22 protein-coding genes are annotated in these 16,143 nt (G+C 37.1%); 12 read left to right on the forward strand and 10 right to left on the reverse strand.

All coding sequences use genetic code 11. The features are described from left to right. The first annotated feature begins 32 nt into the window (after positions 1-32). Positions 33-1,532, forward strand: a complete 1,500-nt coding sequence (locus tag AC534G_RS16615; protein WP_033877642.1) for a recombinase family protein — start codon at positions 33-35, stop codon at positions 1,530-1,532. A gap of 79 nt (positions 1,533-1,611) precedes the next feature. Further along, positions 1,612-1,788 carry a hypothetical protein gene (locus AC534G_RS16620; RefSeq protein ID WP_158662715.1) on the forward strand — a complete coding sequence of 59 codons (177 nt, stop codon included), beginning with the start codon at positions 1,612-1,614 and terminating at the stop codon, positions 1,786-1,788. An 84-nt stretch (positions 1,789-1,872) separates the two neighbouring features. On the opposite strand, the gene AC534G_RS16625 is transcribed toward AC534G_RS16620, so the two are convergent. After that, positions 1,873-2,526, reverse strand: coding sequence for a DUF2163 domain-containing protein (locus AC534G_RS16625; RefSeq protein WP_078168526.1), 654 nt, complete (start codon positions 2,524-2,526; stop codon positions 1,873-1,875). Continuing rightward, positions 2,526-3,086 (reverse strand): hypothetical protein, encoded by a 561-nt coding sequence (locus AC534G_RS16630; RefSeq protein ID WP_033877641.1) that lies wholly within the window; start codon positions 3,084-3,086, stop codon positions 2,526-2,528. Before AC534G_RS16630 ends, AC534G_RS16625 begins: the two co-directional genes overlap by 1 nt. 48 nt (positions 3,087-3,134) lie before the next feature. Between AC534G_RS16630 and AC534G_RS16635 the strand changes: the two genes are divergently transcribed. The 4 genes from AC534G_RS16635 to AC534G_RS16650 all read left to right on the forward strand — a co-directional run bounded on the left by AC534G_RS16635 (position 3,135) and on the right by AC534G_RS16650 (position 6,080). Continuing rightward, entirely contained in the window at positions 3,135-3,656 is a 522-nt protein-coding gene (locus AC534G_RS16635) for a glycoside hydrolase family protein (RefSeq protein ID WP_051429411.1), read from the forward strand. Between the two features lie 352 nt (positions 3,657-4,008). Continuing rightward, on the forward strand, positions 4,009-4,296 hold the full coding sequence (locus AC534G_RS16640; protein ID WP_033877640.1) for a YuaX family protein: 288 nt from the start codon (positions 4,009-4,011) through the stop codon (positions 4,294-4,296). Next, positions 4,296-5,192: a TIR domain-containing protein gene (locus AC534G_RS16645; protein ID WP_033877639.1), complete on the forward strand. Its 897-nt coding sequence runs from the start codon at positions 4,296-4,298 to the stop codon at positions 5,190-5,192. The genes AC534G_RS16640 and AC534G_RS16645 overlap by 1 nt, the downstream gene beginning before the upstream one ends. Positions 5,193-5,534: 342 nt before the next feature. Beyond that, positions 5,535-6,080, forward strand: coding sequence for a hypothetical protein (locus AC534G_RS16650; protein WP_343465976.1), 546 nt, complete (start codon positions 5,535-5,537; stop codon positions 6,078-6,080). Between the two features lie 14 nt (positions 6,081-6,094). Here AC534G_RS16650 and AC534G_RS16655 read toward each other — a convergent pair whose 3' ends face one another. From AC534G_RS16655 to AC534G_RS16670, 4 genes are read right to left on the reverse strand one after another with little or no spacing between them, the layout of a single operon-like run. Continuing rightward, a complete protein-coding gene (locus AC534G_RS16655; protein WP_033877637.1) occupies positions 6,095-6,415 on the reverse strand; it encodes a hypothetical protein in 321 nt (106 codons plus the stop codon). Beyond that, positions 6,412-6,621 carry an FmdB family zinc ribbon protein gene (locus AC534G_RS16660; RefSeq protein ID WP_033877636.1) on the reverse strand — a complete coding sequence of 70 codons (210 nt, stop codon included), beginning with the start codon at positions 6,619-6,621 and terminating at the stop codon, positions 6,412-6,414. The genes AC534G_RS16655 and AC534G_RS16660 overlap by 4 nt, the downstream gene beginning before the upstream one ends. After that, positions 6,608-7,471, reverse strand: coding sequence for a cell division protein ZapB (locus tag AC534G_RS16665; RefSeq protein ID WP_033877635.1), 864 nt, complete (start codon positions 7,469-7,471; stop codon positions 6,608-6,610). The genes AC534G_RS16660 and AC534G_RS16665 overlap by 14 nt, the downstream gene beginning before the upstream one ends. A gap of 9 nt (positions 7,472-7,480) precedes the next feature. Continuing rightward, complete coding sequence (locus tag AC534G_RS16670; protein ID WP_234620575.1) at positions 7,481-7,651, reverse strand: hypothetical protein; 171 nt, start codon at positions 7,649-7,651, stop codon at positions 7,481-7,483. A 1,110-nt stretch (positions 7,652-8,761) separates the two neighbouring features. Here AC534G_RS16670 and AC534G_RS16675 point away from each other — a divergent pair. The 3 genes from AC534G_RS16675 to AC534G_RS16685 all read left to right on the forward strand — a co-directional run bounded on the left by AC534G_RS16675 (position 8,762) and on the right by AC534G_RS16685 (position 10,084). Next, a complete protein-coding gene (locus tag AC534G_RS16675; RefSeq protein ID WP_033877634.1) occupies positions 8,762-9,367 on the forward strand; it encodes a hypothetical protein in 606 nt (201 codons plus the stop codon). 184 nt (positions 9,368-9,551) lie between these two features. Beyond that, positions 9,552-9,767, forward strand: a complete 216-nt coding sequence (locus AC534G_RS16680; RefSeq protein ID WP_033877632.1) for a hypothetical protein — start codon at positions 9,552-9,554, stop codon at positions 9,765-9,767. 2 nt (positions 9,768-9,769) lie between these two features. Next, positions 9,770-10,084 carry a hypothetical protein gene (locus tag AC534G_RS16685; RefSeq protein WP_033877631.1) on the forward strand — a complete coding sequence of 105 codons (315 nt, stop codon included), beginning with the start codon at positions 9,770-9,772 and terminating at the stop codon, positions 10,082-10,084. A gap of 24 nt (positions 10,085-10,108) precedes the next feature. Here AC534G_RS16685 and AC534G_RS16690 read toward each other — a convergent pair whose 3' ends face one another. From AC534G_RS16690 to AC534G_RS16705, 4 genes are all read right to left on the reverse strand, one after another. Continuing rightward, entirely contained in the window at positions 10,109-10,288 is a 180-nt protein-coding gene (locus AC534G_RS16690) for a hypothetical protein (protein ID WP_033877630.1), read from the reverse strand. 342 nt (positions 10,289-10,630) lie between these two features. Beyond that, entirely contained in the window at positions 10,631-10,792 is a 162-nt protein-coding gene (locus AC534G_RS16695; protein ID WP_158662736.1) for a hypothetical protein, read from the reverse strand. Positions 10,793-10,925: 133 nt separating this feature from the next. After that, positions 10,926-11,501, reverse strand: coding sequence for a YadA-like family protein (locus tag AC534G_RS16700; RefSeq protein ID WP_051429409.1), 576 nt, complete (start codon positions 11,499-11,501; stop codon positions 10,926-10,928). Beyond that, positions 11,498-11,926: a GntR family transcriptional regulator gene (locus tag AC534G_RS16705; RefSeq protein ID WP_033877628.1), complete on the reverse strand. Its 429-nt coding sequence runs from the start codon at positions 11,924-11,926 to the stop codon at positions 11,498-11,500. The genes AC534G_RS16700 and AC534G_RS16705 overlap by 4 nt, the downstream gene beginning before the upstream one ends. 241 nt (positions 11,927-12,167) lie before the next feature. On the opposite strand from AC534G_RS16705, the gene AC534G_RS16710 reads away from it, so the two are divergent. The 3 genes from AC534G_RS16710 to AC534G_RS16720 are packed head-to-tail and all read left to right on the forward strand — an operon-like array spanning position 12,168 to position 16,138. Next, complete coding sequence (locus AC534G_RS16710; RefSeq protein ID WP_103753481.1) at positions 12,168-14,063, forward strand: terminase gpA endonuclease subunit; 1,896 nt, start codon at positions 12,168-12,170, stop codon at positions 14,061-14,063. Between the two features lie 30 nt (positions 14,064-14,093). Continuing rightward, positions 14,094-14,576, forward strand: a complete 483-nt coding sequence (locus tag AC534G_RS16715; protein WP_033878239.1) for a hypothetical protein — start codon at positions 14,094-14,096, stop codon at positions 14,574-14,576. Then, complete coding sequence (locus tag AC534G_RS16720; protein WP_033878238.1) at positions 14,573-16,138, forward strand: phage portal protein; 1,566 nt, start codon at positions 14,573-14,575, stop codon at positions 16,136-16,138. Before AC534G_RS16715 ends, AC534G_RS16720 begins: the two co-directional genes overlap by 4 nt. Positions 16,139-16,143: the final 5 nt, after the last annotated feature.

Here is a 16,143-nt window from a genome sequence, read left to right on the forward strand (position 1 = left end):
ACTCTCTGCTAAGTGATTGAAAAGGTAAGACTATGCAAAAGCAAAACGGGTTAGCTTACAGTTACATACGTTTTTCTAGCAAGAAACAAGAACAAGGCGACTCAGTACGCAGACAAACAGAACTTGCTGAAAAATACGCTCATGAAAACAATCTTACCCTATCTGAGAAAAACTTTCAGGACTTGGGGATCTCAGCGTTCAAAGAGGGCAATCGTCCTTCTCTCGGTGACATGCTTTCAGCCATCGAGCAAGGAGCTATTGAATCGGGGTCAACGATTATCATAGAGAGTCTTGACCGTTTGAGTCGTCGTGGTATCGATGTGACTCAACAGATAATCAAGAGTATCTTACAGCATAACGTTTTCATTGCTTCGCTAGTCGATGGTCTGTTACTCAATAGAGAATCAGTTAACGACCTTGTAAGCGTGATTAGAATCGCTCTGGCTGCTGACCTTGCGCATAAAGAATCCGAAAAGAAATCTCAACGTCTACGCGAGACAAAAGGACAACAGAGAAAAGCCGCTCTTGAGGGTAAAGTTATTAACAAAATATTGCCTTTCTGGTTATCTCGCGAGAAAGACCAGTTTGTTTTCTCTGACAGACTCGACGCAGTGAAAAGAATTATCGAACTCAAACGAAAAGGACTTGGAACAAATAAAATAGCCAAAACATTAAACGATGAAGGATTTAAGCCTTTACGCTCTGCTGGTTGGAATCATACGACTGTAGGAAAAACTATTAGTTCAGTTGCGTTATACGGTGCTTATCAAACAACAGAAACGACGAAAGACAGAAAAGTTATTCTGTTAGATATTATCGAAAATTATTATCCTGCTGTTATAAGCAAAGAAGACTGGATGTTATTGCAATCTGACGCGAAACAGAATAAACCGGGATACAAGTCAGAACAAAACGCTTTCACTGGATTAATCAAGCATTCTTGCGGAGGGGCGTTAGTCAGAAAATTCCATGTCGTTACTGGCAAAACTTATCAATATCATGTTTGTGCAAATGCGCGTGATGGAAATTGTTCTGTTACTAAAAATTTTAAGAATATCGAAATTGCTTTGTATAAAATCATGAAGCATCTAAAGCTTGAAAAGAAAACGACTCTGGATGGAACTCTCGTAAAAGAGCGAACAGAGACTCAAGAGAAAATCGCCAGTTTGAATGAAATGCTTATGACGATGGCTAAACCTCCTATGAGTGTTTTAACGACAATCAGCAATCTTGAGGAAAAGCTACAGGAACTCGACCAAGCAATCAGTAAACAAACCGATATGGTTATATCAGAGAACTCGGTTGATTTTAACCTGTTGTCGGAGGTGAAAGATCCTTTAGAATTAAACATGCTGTTAAAACGAGTAATTAAAAGTATCGTTGTTAGCAATCTTGAGAAGTCTTGGAGAATCAAAGTTCTTTATTTGAACGGTCATTCACAAAGCTTTAGATGGGATGGTAAGAATATAACTTTCAAATCTGATACGAAAAAACTGTTGGAGTTCATGAATTCCATAGAAGAAAAGGAGTAATCCTTAAATAATCCGGGATAATGCTTCACCTCCTTAGGAGGAACTGTACGATTAAGCTCCTGATTACTATGGAGGAAATATGAAAAACAAAGAACAATTTGAAAATTTGCTTTACTCAAGAGAGACTGGATTTAAACAGTTAATTTCAAAAAAGAAAGGTGAATACAGAGTAAGGATTTTTAAAAATAAAACTCTGTTGGCAGAAAAGAAAATAACTCTTGCTGGTACGTCTTACAGATTTACGGAGGACGTATGACCCGTTTAGAGTTAATGGGTTTGATTATGCTCATGATTATTTGTTAAATCAACATATAAAAAGGGAGCTTTTGCTCCCCTTTCGTTATGTGTTATCCAGAGAAGTCCAACGCTTCTCAGAGTTCCATTTACCGATTCTTGAAAAGAATGTGTCGTTTTCATTTCCTGCATAACTTCTATGAACGGCGTCTGATGCGTGATTTCTTGCGTTTTTCTCTAAGACTTCCCAAATACTGTTAATAACCGCCTCTGTTTCATTCTTAGATTCGTTGTCTTCATAATCAATATTAATACTCAGTTTATCCATAGTTCCGACAAACAGGTTAAAATCTGCTTGGACTTCACCTGTATTCGGATTCAGAAATACGATATCAATACGAACGTCCGAACGATCAAGCGCTTTTGATGTCACTAAACTGATATATTCAGTTCGAACGTTAGCAAGCTTCACCGTTAAGCCTATGTTGTTAATTTCTTTTGAATCATCTATTGAACTGATATCGGTAAAATCTCCAGAAGCGATATAATTTTTACCTCTGTAAGTAATATCTGTATAGGCATCCGTTAACAGAATTTCCCTGTTATCTCTCGTTTGAATCTGTACGATATGAAACAAAGTGCCAACAGAAAAAACTTGAGATTCGGTTAATTCAGTAAAATGAGTCCCGTTGAACTCATTAAAACATTCAATAAAGTCAGGATTCTTTCTAAGAGCATCGAATTGGTCTTTTACGCTCATTATAATACCTCAGTTGCTTTAATACTCAGCTTGGATAAGCTTTGAATATTTAATGGAATAGATTCATTAGTCAGTACGAAACGCCCTTTGATGTTTCTAAAGTTGACAGTCTCACCCGCCTGAACATTCGCACGAAGATTAGGAAAGAGTTTCATCTCTCCGTTTGCTGTTACGTTCTCCGTAACGGTATAGAGTTTGGAGTGATTCTGAAACTGAACAAGTGTTCCCGCTTCTAAAACACCAGAAAACGCACCCAGAGTGACCTTACGCGCTCCTTTGTTAGCTGTAACTGCTGAACTCAAAAGACCTTGAGCTGAACCTGTATAGTTCGTTAAGTAGCTCATAGGGAAATCGAAACCTTGTGATTGCTGATGCGATGCTATGAACTGCTGAACGTATTTTGTGTCATGCGACATATAATTCAACGTAAACTCCAATTCGAAGAACTGAACCCCAGTGAATCTCTTTTGAAACTTACCACTTACCGCTCTGTTAGAGAAATAAGGAGCATTAGACGTAACTTTTACGTCAGTAATTTTTAATTCTGAATTTTCGAACATAACGCCTCGCTAAATAAGAGTTTAATTAACTTATTTAGCGAGGCGTTAATGTCTATTACAAACACTGTTCGACCAATTATAACTATTAGCATCACCGATATGATTCGATATGATGAAGGTGAAAAACTCACAATTTATAAAGATACAGAAGGCTATTATACAGTAGGCGTTGGTCACTTGCTGACTAAAGAAAAATCAAAAGAAAAAGCAATCTTCGAACTTGATACACTGGTTGGTCATAAGACCAACGGATATATCAATGAAAGAGAATCTGCTGATATCTTACAAAACGACATTAACAGAACAATCAAAAATATCTCAGATACAGAACTGTTTAACACTTACACTAAAGTTGATAGTGCAAGACGTGCCGCTTTAGTAAATATGTGCTTTCAGTTGGGAGTTTCGGGTGTTCTGAAATTCAGAAAGATGATTCGTTATATGAACGTATTAGAGTTTGATAAAGCGGCTGATGAAGCATTAGATAGTTTGTGGAGTAAGCAAACACCTAATAGAGCAAAGCGTGTTACTGACGTTATAAGATTTGGAGATTTCAGAAGTTATAATTAAAAATTTATATTGTCTAATTTGAACAGCATCAAGTTGATGAATCGGAATAAGCAGATACGTAATTAACACCATCAGCTTAGTCTACATATAACTTGTGATAATTTTTACGACTCAACGAAGTTTTGTTAGGATAATGTAAACAAAACCGCTTTTATAGAGGTTAGTAATATTAGCAATGCTTATTTTAGAATGTGATATCGAAAGAAACTCGGAAATGATAATAGCTTTACACTATTGAGAAAATTTGGTTGAGGCTTCAAAATAGAGCATTCATACATGATCAATAGCCAGATTAAGCAAGCAACAGCCAATTTTTGTAACGTACTGATTAAATTGATAATTGAAGGTGCATATGTTAAAAGTTACTGGTCTTGATAAGCTTCAGAAAGAACTCAAGGATGCAAAGCGTATACTGAGCGAGCTGGATGGCGAGCTAGGAGTCGTAAAGTTTAACCCTAACGATCCTGCTAGCATCGAGTCGGCAATTCAAACAGTTAATCACATGATTGATGAACGCATTGACGGATGCTCAACCAACTCCATAGTCGGCTCGCTTGCGCAACAGATGAAGGAAACATACAGAGAAGGCATTCTTAAAAAAGCTGCCGAAGCCAGATTGACTTCAAGTGAGGATGAGTAATGGCTCAAGATATTTTTTCTGAAATGAACAATGCTGTTCTGGATTTACAGGCTTCGCAATATCAGACCTTTGAACGTCCACTCAAAAAGCTTGCTCAACTTCTAAAGCATCCCGATCTTGAATCATACAATGCAGACCTAACGGAAGGACTCAATCTTACAGAATTTCTTGCAGAAAGTGAAAAGACTGGGGGAAGTATGGCTGGGAGTGCCCAGCTTGTCTGGCCAGATGATGCTAGAGAAACATTAGGACTTACATTACTTTTGATTTTTAAGTTAGCAGAAGACCCTAATTATGCAATCAACTTTGGACATCATTTTTTCTATTCCGGAAGTAAAGTTATAGCAGGCATTCATTCGATGACAGGACAACTTATCATTCCTTTCGTTAGAGATTACAAAAATTATGTTCAGTCTAAGGGAAGCACGGAAACTATGTTGAAGCCGCAGTTTTCGAACAAAGTTTTCATTGTTCATGGTCATGATGATGGTGCCCGTGAAACAGTCGCAAGGTTTCTTGAACGTATAGGTTTAGAAGCAATCATATTACATGAGCAAGCTAATCAGGGACGAACTGTCATTGAGAAAGTTATAGCAAATAGTGATGTTGGATTTGCTGTTGTATTGCTAACACCAGATGATGAAGGTTGTGCTAAAGGAGGAATACCAGAACCAAGGGCAAGGCAGAATGTGATGCTAGAATTAGGATATTTTATCGGGCGTTTAGGCAGAGAGAAAGTATGCGCACTAAAACGCGGCTCACTAGAGATTCCAAGTGATTTTGCTGGGGTTGTTTGGGAGAATATGGATAGCAGTGGAGGCTGGAAGCAAGCACTCGCACGAGAACTTGAAGCTGCTGGTCACAATATTGATTGGAATAAAGTAATGCGGAGTTGATTTTATATAGCTTTATTTTTAGCGATACTGGCGCTTCATCAACAATAAAAAATTTGGCTGCTGATTAACCTAAAACGCAGCCAAATATAAATGATTAATGATATTGTTTAAAAAGTTTTAACGACTCATTTTCTGCGCCCCCATCCCCTCTAACAAAAAATAATAGTTACTCTGGGACTTCTGAAACACCGAGATGTTTCGAGCGCTCAACCTTTTACGCCTCTGTAAATTTTCCATTACAGTGCAGTTCAAGGACCATTACAAAAATCCCGGATAATCCACCAAAACCAGTCTGATAAATAATCAAATAAACCCTTATGCCCTCTACGTTTGGAGATAAAAATGGCACGTAAAACTTATATCAGTATGTCCGAAATGGCGCGTCGTTACGGTTATACCTTGAATGCTCTAAAAGCATGGCGCGCAGAAGGACTTCCGTATTCTGATAATCCTGCTGGAATTCCAGAAGATGAAGGAACAATTTGGATTGTTCAGAACAAAATTAACCCTATGCGAAATATGTCCGTTCGCGATGAAATGGAAAAAGAAAAACTTCGTGAGCAGGTGGCAAAAGCCGACTTAGCAACTTATACCGCGCAAGAAAAATCTGGTGAATTAATTCCGGTAGAATACGTTCAACGAGAATTAAATGAATTTGTCGGTCGAATGAAAATTACGATAAGGCTTATCCCTAATAAAAATTCTTTAGAAATTCTGGAATCTGCAACTGACATTCAGACGTTGAAAGATTGTCTTAAAAGAATTATCGATGAAACTCTTTTAGAAGTTGGTGAATTGTTTGATGAAGAAATAGAAGAAACAGAAAGTGGTTCAGAAAAAGAATCTGATAAAGAATCTGAATCCGAAATTGAAATCGATTTGAACTAGGGAGCTATGCTCCCTTATTTAATTTTCGGAAAAACTTTTTCGCGTTTCAGAGTTACGATAACTCGGTTTTTCTTTTTCTCTGTTTTAATTACTAAAACGGAATTGTCGCCATTAACAACAAAGTGATAACGACTATTAACACGACTGAAATTTTCATCAAAGCTTTTCGCATATTCAGGAGAAGTGGCGAACGTTAATTCTTTGATTTCATCGGCTTTGATTCTGATGTGGTTTACGTCTTGTTTCAAGAAATCGATAATTTCTTTGTTTCGATTTTTATAGAAACGTCTGAAAAAATATAACGCGGTTACGATAACAGCTATAGTAATAATCATCTTGTGGCTCCTTTAAAGGTTTGTTTTGGGCGATTAATGAACATTCTTCCTTGCTCATAATAACCGTTTTGAATTCCAGCGGGTGCTGATAAAGATTGTTTTGCAATAGAGTTGCATTTCGGGCATTCTGCTTCTTGGCGTTGTGAAATACTTCGCATTTTTTCGAAATCATTTCCACAAGAACAGGAATAATTATAAATCGGCATGGGTTTCTCCATCAGTTAAAACTTTATTTAGTCGTTCTTGTTTAATTTTTTCTAAACGACGCTCCCTGGCTGAAAGCGTGTTTTCAGTAATCGATGTAAAAGTTTTATTCGTGTTTGATTGATCGTTACAAACGATCATAGGTTCGTTGACGGTATCAGCAGGTTCGTTTAAACTAAATACAGTTGATACGATTTCTTTTTCAGTTACAGTTTCAACAGTTTCAGTTTCTTCAACTTTGGTCGGTTCAGAAACATGAAGCATTGCAATAAATAATTCTTCGTCAAAAGATAATTCTTCACCCTTAACTTCTTTCCTTAAAGCGCTGTTCTCTTTACTGAGTTCAGCGTTTTTCTTTTTTAGAGATTCAATTTCCTTTCTCAGTTCTGCCATTTCATCAACGATATCGTTAACTTTCTGTTCAGTCTTGAATTCAACCTTTTCTTTAATCTCAATAAACGCACCAGTTTTCATAGAAACGAATTCGTCACCGTCTTTGGCTTTGTTCAAACGCATTTCAGCGGACATTGCTTTATATACTGGACGTTTACCTTTCATAAACTGACCAACAATTACAGCTTTGTTATCATCATAAGCAACGATAGCAGGAGCTTTCTCAAGCGTTGCAACACCGATTTTAACGTTATACATCTGCTGAACTGTCAAAGCGTTCTCAAGCAGTCCTAGAAATTTAGATTTAAGATTACGAATCTTAGTTTCGATAGAAGAATCAACAAACGCTTTCAGCTTGTTACGGTTATTGCTGATGTCATTTACTTGAACAACTTTCTTGTTCAGTGAAGCGATTGTGGTTCCGTTTAAGTTTTCGAAGATAGCGAATTTAAAGTTCATTTTATTTCCTTATGCGTTAGTTTTAATGCGTTTAGTGCGAATGTTTTGAGCTTTGCAGCGTGATACAAATGTTTGATAATTTATACCGAGTTTCTCAGCGATGAAAGTTAGCGTTGAACCGTTATCAATCATGCTTTCAACTTCAAATTTATTTAAAACTTTATTTGTTCTGGATTTCATAATCTTTTATGACCTATTGTTGAGTAGAAAAAAGAGCGCTCTTGCGAGCGCTTAAAACTTAAGGAATTTTATTTGGAATCAATTGAACTTACATAGATAATTTATCGCGTCCATCAACAAGAGTAAACAAACGAGGAAAAATCTCTTGCTCTGTCTGAACGTTCTTTATCTTATACTAGTATTTATGCGTCCTACCGAAAGAGTAAACAAACTCGAAAAATAATTTCAAATTAATATCGATAGCGCATTTCAAATTTGCGATGCGTTTTGAAGTGCATCGCAAATGCATCGCAAAAGTCGGCAAACTACTGAACCATAAAGGTAAAAACACCCTATAAGAACAATAACCAGCAATTGATAACAATCGAACTTAAAACATCTAGAAGAACTGGAAAGACCAGAAAACAAAGCGAAGCGATAAGAACGCGCGAAGCGCAGGGCGTAGCCCCAATTGATAACAATAGCGCGAAGCGCGACCGATAGAATTAATGATCATAGAAGTTTAATCGACATTAATCAGTAATTATTTCTAGAAGTCAGTTATTAGCGCTTCGCGCACTCGCTACGCTCGTTATCTTGTTTTTAATAATAATGATCATAATCAGTAAGTTATCTAAATGCATTATACTGATCATTGTTTTTCAGATAAACATAATGATCGTTAATTAAATCAGATTCGATCAATAGTCTCACCTCGCTACGCTCGTCTCGACGCGCCGGAGGCGCTTTCATCGTTATATAATCAGTTATACGGTGATCGACTTAGTTCTAATAGACTATTAGGGTTATCTCGATCATTTTTTAACATTTATCTAACATCATGGTTTATCAGTGATCATTGATCAGTTCTCTATCGTATCAGGTTCTATCCCTCCTTCTATCTCCTTCGTTTTCTTCTGCTGTTCATCTCTTTGCATCTCTTTGTTCATCAATCGACCTCCGTTTATCTCCTGAATTTATTAACGTTCATTAATTTAATATTATCTCCTCGTTTTGATTTCACAGTTTTTATTGATTGTCAAGTTATTTACTAAGACTTACCTAGTTACTAAATACAAGTGTAATTCAGAAAAACAAAAAAATGTCAATCTTAAACTTAAGGAAATTAAAATGTTCAAACGTACTATCAATAACGTAACTTACAAAACACGCTCACAGATTCACGCAGAAATCACTGGTTATGCAGTTTACAAAACAACTTTTGTTATCAGTGGTCAGAAATTCGTTTATTTCGGTAAGCAAGCTTTTAACGTGAATCCTGATATGTCTTACATTGGTTCTGGTCGTCTTGTTCAGGAAAAACTTGCTGAAATGAAAGATACAGACACGGTTTATAAAGTCGTGATCGATATCTTTGATACTAACGAGGAAGCTCTTGAATGCGAACACGAAGCTATTTTAGATGCTCGTAAACAAGGTCTATCACTTTTGAATATATCTTCAGGAAATGCAGGTGGTAACGTTTTCTGCTCTATGACACCAGAAGCTATCAAAGCTCGTAACGAAAAGATCTCCGCGACAATGAAAGGTCGTGTTGTCTCTGATGAAGCTCGTAAAAATATCTCTATCGCAAAAACAGGTAAGAAGCGTTCAGCTTCTACTTGTAAAGCTATCAGCGATGCGAAGAAGGGAGTTAAAACTGGTCGTAAATCTGTTGAACAAATCGCAAACATGAAACTTGCACAGCAAGCAAGACGTTTAAGAGAGGCAGCATAATGGCTCAATCTAAGTTAGTTGATAACTCAAACGTTAAAGATATGAATAAAATTATTCGCGATTATGAAACCGTAATCGCTAATCTGAAACCTGAAAATGAAATCTTGTTCGCTGCCTGCATAAACAAGACAAACGTTATCAGTAGACAGAATTTAAGAATCAGATTTTTATCGGAGATGCGTAAATGACAAACGAGCAAGCAAAGCAAGTTTTTAAACCTGTTTTAATAGCGCTGACAATAGTCGGCGTATTTCTTTTAATGGCTATAGGTTCGATGTTAAAAACCGAGGTCACAATCGACGCTATCGTAAAGCGTGATATTATTTGCGCTAATCAAGAATATAATCCACAAACTGCAAAACTCGATATCGATGTTTGTAGAAAATCTTTCAAGGACTAATAATGACCGAAATTGAAATCAAAAAACTCTTACTTGATGGAAAAACTGAATTCTCAAATGACGAACTCGAATCACTTCGAGACATAATGCCTATTATTGTTCGTCAGTCTGAAAAAATTATTCGACCTCTTACAGAAGAACCAGATTTAACGGCTGTTGACCCAAGACCTGTTGACATTATTCTTTCTAAGCGAGTTCAAGACGATTTCATCAAGCGAGCTATTCAAGTGGTTCTGGATGATGAATTCATCGCATTTCTAGGAACAAACGCGCAAGCAAGAAAATTCTTTGCTGATATTATGACGGGAGAGATCTAAAAAGGGAGCAATTGCTCCCTGTTTTTATTCAAAACCGCAGTTAAGCAACTCGGCTAATTTCTTCTCAAGTAGTCCATTTAAAGCGTTATCAGGAAACTCGATTGCCTGAACATCGCATTCAGTTTTTAATCTGATCGCCGCATCGTTAACCGACAAATCTTCCATTTTAACTTCACCATTTTTATATATAACTTTAACAATCATTCTTTTTCCTTAGCATTAAAAATCATATGATTCCATATTTCGAACACAAAATCAATACAACAAAGGGAGCTTAATGCTCCCTTTTCTTATTTAGGATATATTTCAATTCTTGAATAATACTGTTTATTCATTTCATCCAAAAAGTGAATAAGTCTTTGTTGAATATTCCTATCATGAAACTGAAAACAGTCAAACATTGCATTAATTGTAATTCGTTTTGCTTTGTGTCCCGCTTTCTCTGAGATATTAGGAATCATGAGTTTCAGAGTTATGAATTTACCGCATCGACTTATTATAAAATCGTGCTTCCATCCTTTAGGAATATCCAAGTGTATTTTCATTTTATTTTATTTCACAGTTTGTGAAAACATACGCTTGACCTTCGTCAGATTTCTCCCCTCTTACGTTTATCGTTTTGATAACGAAAGCATCACATTCAAGAGTTACAGCAAACGCAGTAGGAGCAGTTACCAGAAAAGCAAACACAATAGCTTTAAGTTTCATTGTGTTTTCTCATAAGCGGGGAGGCAAGCTCCCCTTTGTTAAAATCGATTTAAAATCTTTTTAAGTTGTCGATGAATCTTGATATTCCAGATTATCAACGCAACGTAAAGAACAATCATTACAACATTGAAGATTACCATTCGAATGATGCGCCAGCACCTAACACGTTTTCATCCCCGTCAGTTGCAAAGCTAACTTTCGTCACAACATTTTCATGCACACGAGATTGAAATCCCGCTGAGATTGCCGTTTCGGAATTAAAGTTACCGACCCCCATTCCGAAAGAAAATGTTTTATTACCAGTTAGCGCTGGAATGTTTGTCATAGCCGCGACACCTGCAATACCCTTTGAGGATTTTTTCTCGACATCGTTGATTCGACTTGATAGCGCGGAAAACTGCTTATTCATTCTGGTCATGCCATTTTGAATACTCGTAATCTGCTGGGAGTTATAATATATGTCCTCGTTCATCCAGCTCAGCGTCCGTTGGGTGCCTTCTATCATGTTCATAGCGCTGTTTGCTTGGGTCTTCGCTTCCCATGCAGAATTATGTGCATTACGCGCTGTGTCATTTGCAACTTTTGCCTGATTGGTTGCGAAATCGATTTTTGAATCTTGCTTCTGGTCATAAGAAGACATCATTTCGTTAGCATTGGCAGAAATGGAAGAAAGCGCGATTGCAAGAGCGATGATTTTTACAGAGTTCATTTTGATTCCTTTAATGAATTAATTACCCGAAGAAATTGATCACGAATATAAGCTTTTGACTTACCCAACATTCTTTTAGAAAACTTCTCGAAATCTCCTTCCGCTTGCTGATAACAAATAACGCTGATTGCGCTAGGCAGTTTGTGAGAACTTTTAGATTTCAAAAGTTTATCGATATTATCAATTCCGAAACCTGCGATTTTAGAAACAATTTTCGTTGCTTCTTTAACGTCTACGACTTCAACGTTTTTAACTTCAACTGTTTCAGCTTTAGCTTCCGCGACTTCAACAACAGTGTATTTTTCGATATTTGTTTTAACGCGACGAACAACCGAACGACTTACACCATGCTTTTCTGCAAGTTTGCGCTCAGATAAATCAGTACCCGCGTTAATTTCTGCTGCGATGATGTTTTCAATAATCATTTTGTGTTTCTCAGTTGCGTTTTGTTGGAATGAACTTTAACAAGGGCAAGGTAGGACGCAACAGTTGGAAAATATTTTTGTTGGATTTCTTCATAAATAAAACTATTAACACAACGGGAGACAGCATGGTTATTGCATCCATTGTGTCGGTAGTATTCGTTGGATTTTTCATTCACAACAGAAACCGACTGAGAAGCATTGAAACCCGTCTTTGCTCTATAGAGAAACGAATGGGATTAAAATGAATAAAAAACTAATGCGCATTCTAAGAAATGCCAAAACATTTATTATGCCACCGCCTGACTACACGCCGTCGGAATGGGTCGAGCACAATTTAATATTTCCAGATGGTCCGTATTCAGGACAGCCAATGAAACTTTATGAGTTTCAGAAAGAAATGATTGATGTAGTAAAAGAACGAAAGAAAAAAATCGTAATGATGACCAGTGCCCAAATTGGCAAGACTACGATATTAAACGGAGTTCTGTTTTATAAATCAGCAACAGATCCAGGCAACGCAGGTGTTTTACAGTCAACTGGTAAAGAAACTACGCAGTGGTTATCAGGAAAGATCCGTCCGATGATTGACGCTTCGGAGGAAATGCAGAAGATTGTTACCGATAAAAATGACAGAAACGCAGTAAATAACACCAGTCAGATTCAACTACGAAATGGCGGTTTCTGGTATTTCATGTCGTTAAACTCCCCTTCTCACTTGCGCGGTAAAACTCTGCCACTTCTATTACTTGATGAAGTTGATGCAGTAGAAACAGATACAGAAGAAGGAAATCCAATAATGATTGCCGAGCAACGCGCTACAACGTTCGGTGATGAGGCTCGCGTTTTCATTTGTTCAACTCCGACAGGTCGTTACGGTGCTATTAACACTCAATATGAAACGTCTGATAAACGCATATACCATGTTCCGTGTCCTTCGTGTGGACATTCTCATGAATTAATTTGGGAAAATGTTAAGTTTGAATGGATTAAACAAGATGGAAAATCTGTACCAGATCCTGATTCTGCTTATATTCAATGTCCCGAATGTGAACATCATTTTACTGAAGGAGAACGAGCAAGGGCAATTAAACACGGTGAATGGATTCAAACTAATCCAGAAAGCAACGTCGCAGGATTCCACGTTAGTCGTTTATATTCTCCAATGAGTTCTATTAAATCGGTTGTTGAAGACTTTAAACAAGCATTTCAGACATTCAGTTTATCAACGTTTTATAACACCGTTTTGGGATTACCATTCGATGACTTAAACGAAGAATTAGAATCTTCAAAACTCGAAGCTTTGAAAACTGAAATCGGTATAAGAAATATTCCAGAAGACACGATGTTTATTACCGCTGGAGTTGACCAACAGCAAGACCGTTTGGAAATCACTCTAATGGGTCATAACGAGAAAACTGTTTATATCTTGGACCATCGTTCTTTCATGACGATGAATGCCGAAGTGGTCGAGTCTCCTGCTTATAAAGAACTCTTAGCATATGTTAGAGCACCTTTTAAAACTCCGTCAGGAAGAAAAGTGCCTGTTGCATGGGTTAACGTCGATAGTTCTAACGGTCGAGCAACAAAAACAATATATCGTTTCTGCTCTCAGTGGACAAACTTGAAAGCTATTAAAGGTTCTTCAAGCGTCGATGCTCCATACGTTCCTACTAAAATTACAAGAACTGGCGGTTATGAACTTTACATGATTGGTGTTAACCAAGGGAAAAACTTAGTTCGTGAACTATTAAACAGAACTGTCAAAAGTCCTAACACGACTCCGGTTCGCGTTGAAATATCCGATGACGTTCCAGATGATTATTGCGAACAGCTTATGTCCGAAGAATTGAAACGTTCTGGTAATACTGTCAGATGGGTTATTAAACAAGGCGGTGTTCGTAACGAAGGATTGGACTGCTTCAACTATGGCTATTGTGCTCGTTTGCAAGTCTTAGAAAAAATCAAATGGCATGAGTGGAGAAAGATGACTGCAAAAATCATCGTTTCCGATTCAGAGGATGACATCTCCGATGATATTGAAGTTCAAGCAGTAGAAGACACGACCGAAAGAACAAAACGTCCTCCTACTCGTCCTATTGTTCGACCTTCTAAAAAGAAACGTGGTTGGCTTAACTAAATAAAGAATATTACTGATGAGGATACAAAAATGAAAGAAATTTTCATCGGTGAAAAACTTCAATTAACAAATCCACAAGGCGCTAACGTTCAAATTGGTTCAAATGAGACCATTTTGTTTAAAAAAGATAATTGCCCCGAAAATTTCGGGGTTGATACCTCAGATTTTATCGAAGGGAATTTTTCTATTGTTATCTTCAATCAGGGCGCTTTGACTTCAAATGAATTAATTAAAGTTAAATCACCGTTTGTTTCAAAAACAAAAAAACAACAGCTTCGAGAAATGATCAACGATTTGGATAAAGTTATTCAATACAGATTGACAAGTAACGAAGAAGCAATTCAACAAATGAGTATTAACGGAAAATCCTTCGTATATGAATCTCTCGATGCTCTTATGAGTGCTCGTAAAAGATTAGCTGCAAACTTAGATAGCTTAATCAAATCAGAAGAAATGGCGAAAGGAAAATCTCCTATTATTACGATTAAAGCGAGGTTCAATAATCCGTCATGAAATTTTTAGATTTTTTATTAAGACGTAAACCCGAAGTAAGTAAAATTAAAAAGCGTCATAAACCAAAACTTATTATCGATAATGATACGGCTTTTGGTAATGAATTAAAGCGTCAACTTGGTCCAAGAACTGATCGTTTAGATGGTGACTTTGAGCAAAACCTGATTCGAACTGCAACAATTAATAACGAAATCCGAGCAAGTGCTGATAATATCAGGGCTATGTCCAGAACGATTAGCATTAATACTCCTTTGGGTAAACGTGCTGTGCAATATCAAGTTGATAACGTTATCGGTGAAGGAATAAACCCTCAACCTCGTTTGCTTGATTCAGAAGGAAAGCCTAATAAAGAACTGAATAGTTTAATTAGCGATAATTTCAATTATTGGTCGAATTCGGCAAGACGTTTCAGCAAAAATAAACGTATTAACTGGCGTCGTTTCCAAGAAATCGTTGAACGCGCTCGTTTTATCGATGGTGAAGTTTTTATTCGTGTTCATGAAGGTGATGAATTTAAATTAGAAATTATCGAGGCTGCTCGTTGTAAATTCGGCGACAGACAACAAACCGATGATGGTTATATTCTTGATGGAATTGAATATGATAACGATGATTCTCCTATTCGTTACTGGTTCCAAGAGATTAATAAAACCACTCAGACGGAAGGTGGTAATTCTTACGGTGTTTCTGCTGATGAAATTATTCACTATTACAGAGAACTGTTTCCCGATCAACGCAGAGGAATTCCAGAAGCTATCGCGAATATCGACACAATGAACCAATATAATCAGTTTGCTTTTGCGACTCTTGTCCAAAAGCGCGCTGCGGCAAGCTCTATGGGCTTTATTGTTCAAGACAAAGACGGTCAGGAATCTCTCGATTTAGGCATTGATGAAGATGAATCCGAAAATATAGAACAGCCTGAAATTATTCAAGAATTCGAAGCTGGTACGATTCATAAACTTCCTGCTGGTCATGATATTAAACAATTCAGTTCTACTCAAGGCGGTGATGATTTCTTGAGTTTTACGGATCGCTTGGAAGACCATCTTGCAATGGGTTACGGCTTTTATAAGCAAGGATGGAAAGGTGACACCAGTAATATTAACTATTCTGCGGCTCGTTTCGGTGATCAAGCTCAGAGAGTAATGTTTAAATCTGTTCAACGAAATCTTAAAGAACAAGTTTTTGAGGTTATTTTTGAAAAATGGTTAGCATGGTCAATCATGAATGAAAAAATTAGTCTGAAAATGACTTCTATTCCTTCTGTTCTTAATCAGATTGTTTGGACATATCCAAAATGGGAATCTATCGACCCTATTAAAGATGCTCAGAAAGACCAAATTGATGTTGATAACGGATTTAAATCTGCTTCCGACGTTATTATTTCTCGCGGTGAAGACCCAGAAATCGTATTTGCTCAGATTGAACAGGAAAAATCTCGTTATATTCCTAAACATTCTCAGTCGATTGCGGTTGCTGCTGCACCTGCTGAATTAGCTGCTTATGCACAGGTAGAAGTTGCAGAAATTAATTCGGATAACTCTGGGAAGGACATCTAAATAAA

This window comes from Citrobacter sp. CRE-46 (genome assembly GCF_059615875.1).

Coding starts and splice junctions, on each gene's coding strand:
- AC534G_RS16710 (WP_103753481.1), top strand. CDS start 12,168: ATGAATAAAAAACTAATGCGCATTCTAAGAAATGCCAAAACATTTATT.
- AC534G_RS16640 (WP_033877640.1), top strand. CDS start 4,009: ATGTTAAAAGTTACTGGTCTTGATAAGCTTCAGAAAGAACTCAAGGAT.
- AC534G_RS16685 (WP_033877631.1), top strand. CDS start 9,770: ATGACCGAAATTGAAATCAAAAAACTCTTACTTGATGGAAAAACTGAA.
- AC534G_RS16620 (WP_158662715.1), top strand. CDS start 1,612: ATGAAAAACAAAGAACAATTTGAAAATTTGCTTTACTCAAGAGAGACT.
- AC534G_RS16690 (WP_033877630.1), bottom strand. CDS start 10,288: ATGATTGTTAAAGTTATATATAAAAATGGTGAAGTTAAAATGGAAGAT.
- AC534G_RS16630 (WP_033877641.1), bottom strand. CDS start 3,086: ATGTTCGAAAATTCAGAATTAAAAATTACTGACGTAAAAGTTACGTCT.
- AC534G_RS16680 (WP_033877632.1), top strand. CDS start 9,552: ATGACAAACGAGCAAGCAAAGCAAGTTTTTAAACCTGTTTTAATAGCG.
- AC534G_RS16675 (WP_033877634.1), top strand. CDS start 8,762: ATGTTCAAACGTACTATCAATAACGTAACTTACAAAACACGCTCACAG.
- AC534G_RS16720 (WP_033878238.1), top strand. CDS start 14,573: ATGAAATTTTTAGATTTTTTATTAAGACGTAAACCCGAAGTAAGTAAA.
- AC534G_RS16715 (WP_033878239.1), top strand. CDS start 14,094: ATGAAAGAAATTTTCATCGGTGAAAAACTTCAATTAACAAATCCACAA.
- AC534G_RS16660 (WP_033877636.1), bottom strand. CDS start 6,621: ATGCCGATTTATAATTATTCCTGTTCTTGTGGAAATGATTTCGAAAAA.
- AC534G_RS16635 (WP_051429411.1), top strand. CDS start 3,135: ATGTCTATTACAAACACTGTTCGACCAATTATAACTATTAGCATCACC.
- AC534G_RS16700 (WP_051429409.1), bottom strand. CDS start 11,501: ATGAACTCTGTAAAAATCATCGCTCTTGCAATCGCGCTTTCTTCCATT.
- AC534G_RS16695 (WP_158662736.1), bottom strand. CDS start 10,792: ATGAAACTTAAAGCTATTGTGTTTGCTTTTCTGGTAACTGCTCCTACT.
- AC534G_RS16615 (WP_033877642.1), top strand. CDS start 33: ATGCAAAAGCAAAACGGGTTAGCTTACAGTTACATACGTTTTTCTAGC.
- AC534G_RS16665 (WP_033877635.1), bottom strand. CDS start 7,471: ATGAACTTTAAATTCGCTATCTTCGAAAACTTAAACGGAACCACAATC.
- AC534G_RS16705 (WP_033877628.1), bottom strand. CDS start 11,926: ATGATTATTGAAAACATCATCGCAGCAGAAATTAACGCGGGTACTGAT.
- AC534G_RS16625 (WP_078168526.1), bottom strand. CDS start 2,526: ATGAGCGTAAAAGACCAATTCGATGCTCTTAGAAAGAATCCTGACTTT.
- AC534G_RS16645 (WP_033877639.1), top strand. CDS start 4,296: ATGGCTCAAGATATTTTTTCTGAAATGAACAATGCTGTTCTGGATTTA.
- AC534G_RS16670 (WP_234620575.1), bottom strand. CDS start 7,651: ATGAAATCCAGAACAAATAAAGTTTTAAATAAATTTGAAGTTGAAAGC.
- AC534G_RS16650 (WP_343465976.1), top strand. CDS start 5,535: ATGGCACGTAAAACTTATATCAGTATGTCCGAAATGGCGCGTCGTTAC.
- AC534G_RS16655 (WP_033877637.1), bottom strand. CDS start 6,415: ATGATTATTACTATAGCTGTTATCGTAACCGCGTTATATTTTTTCAGA.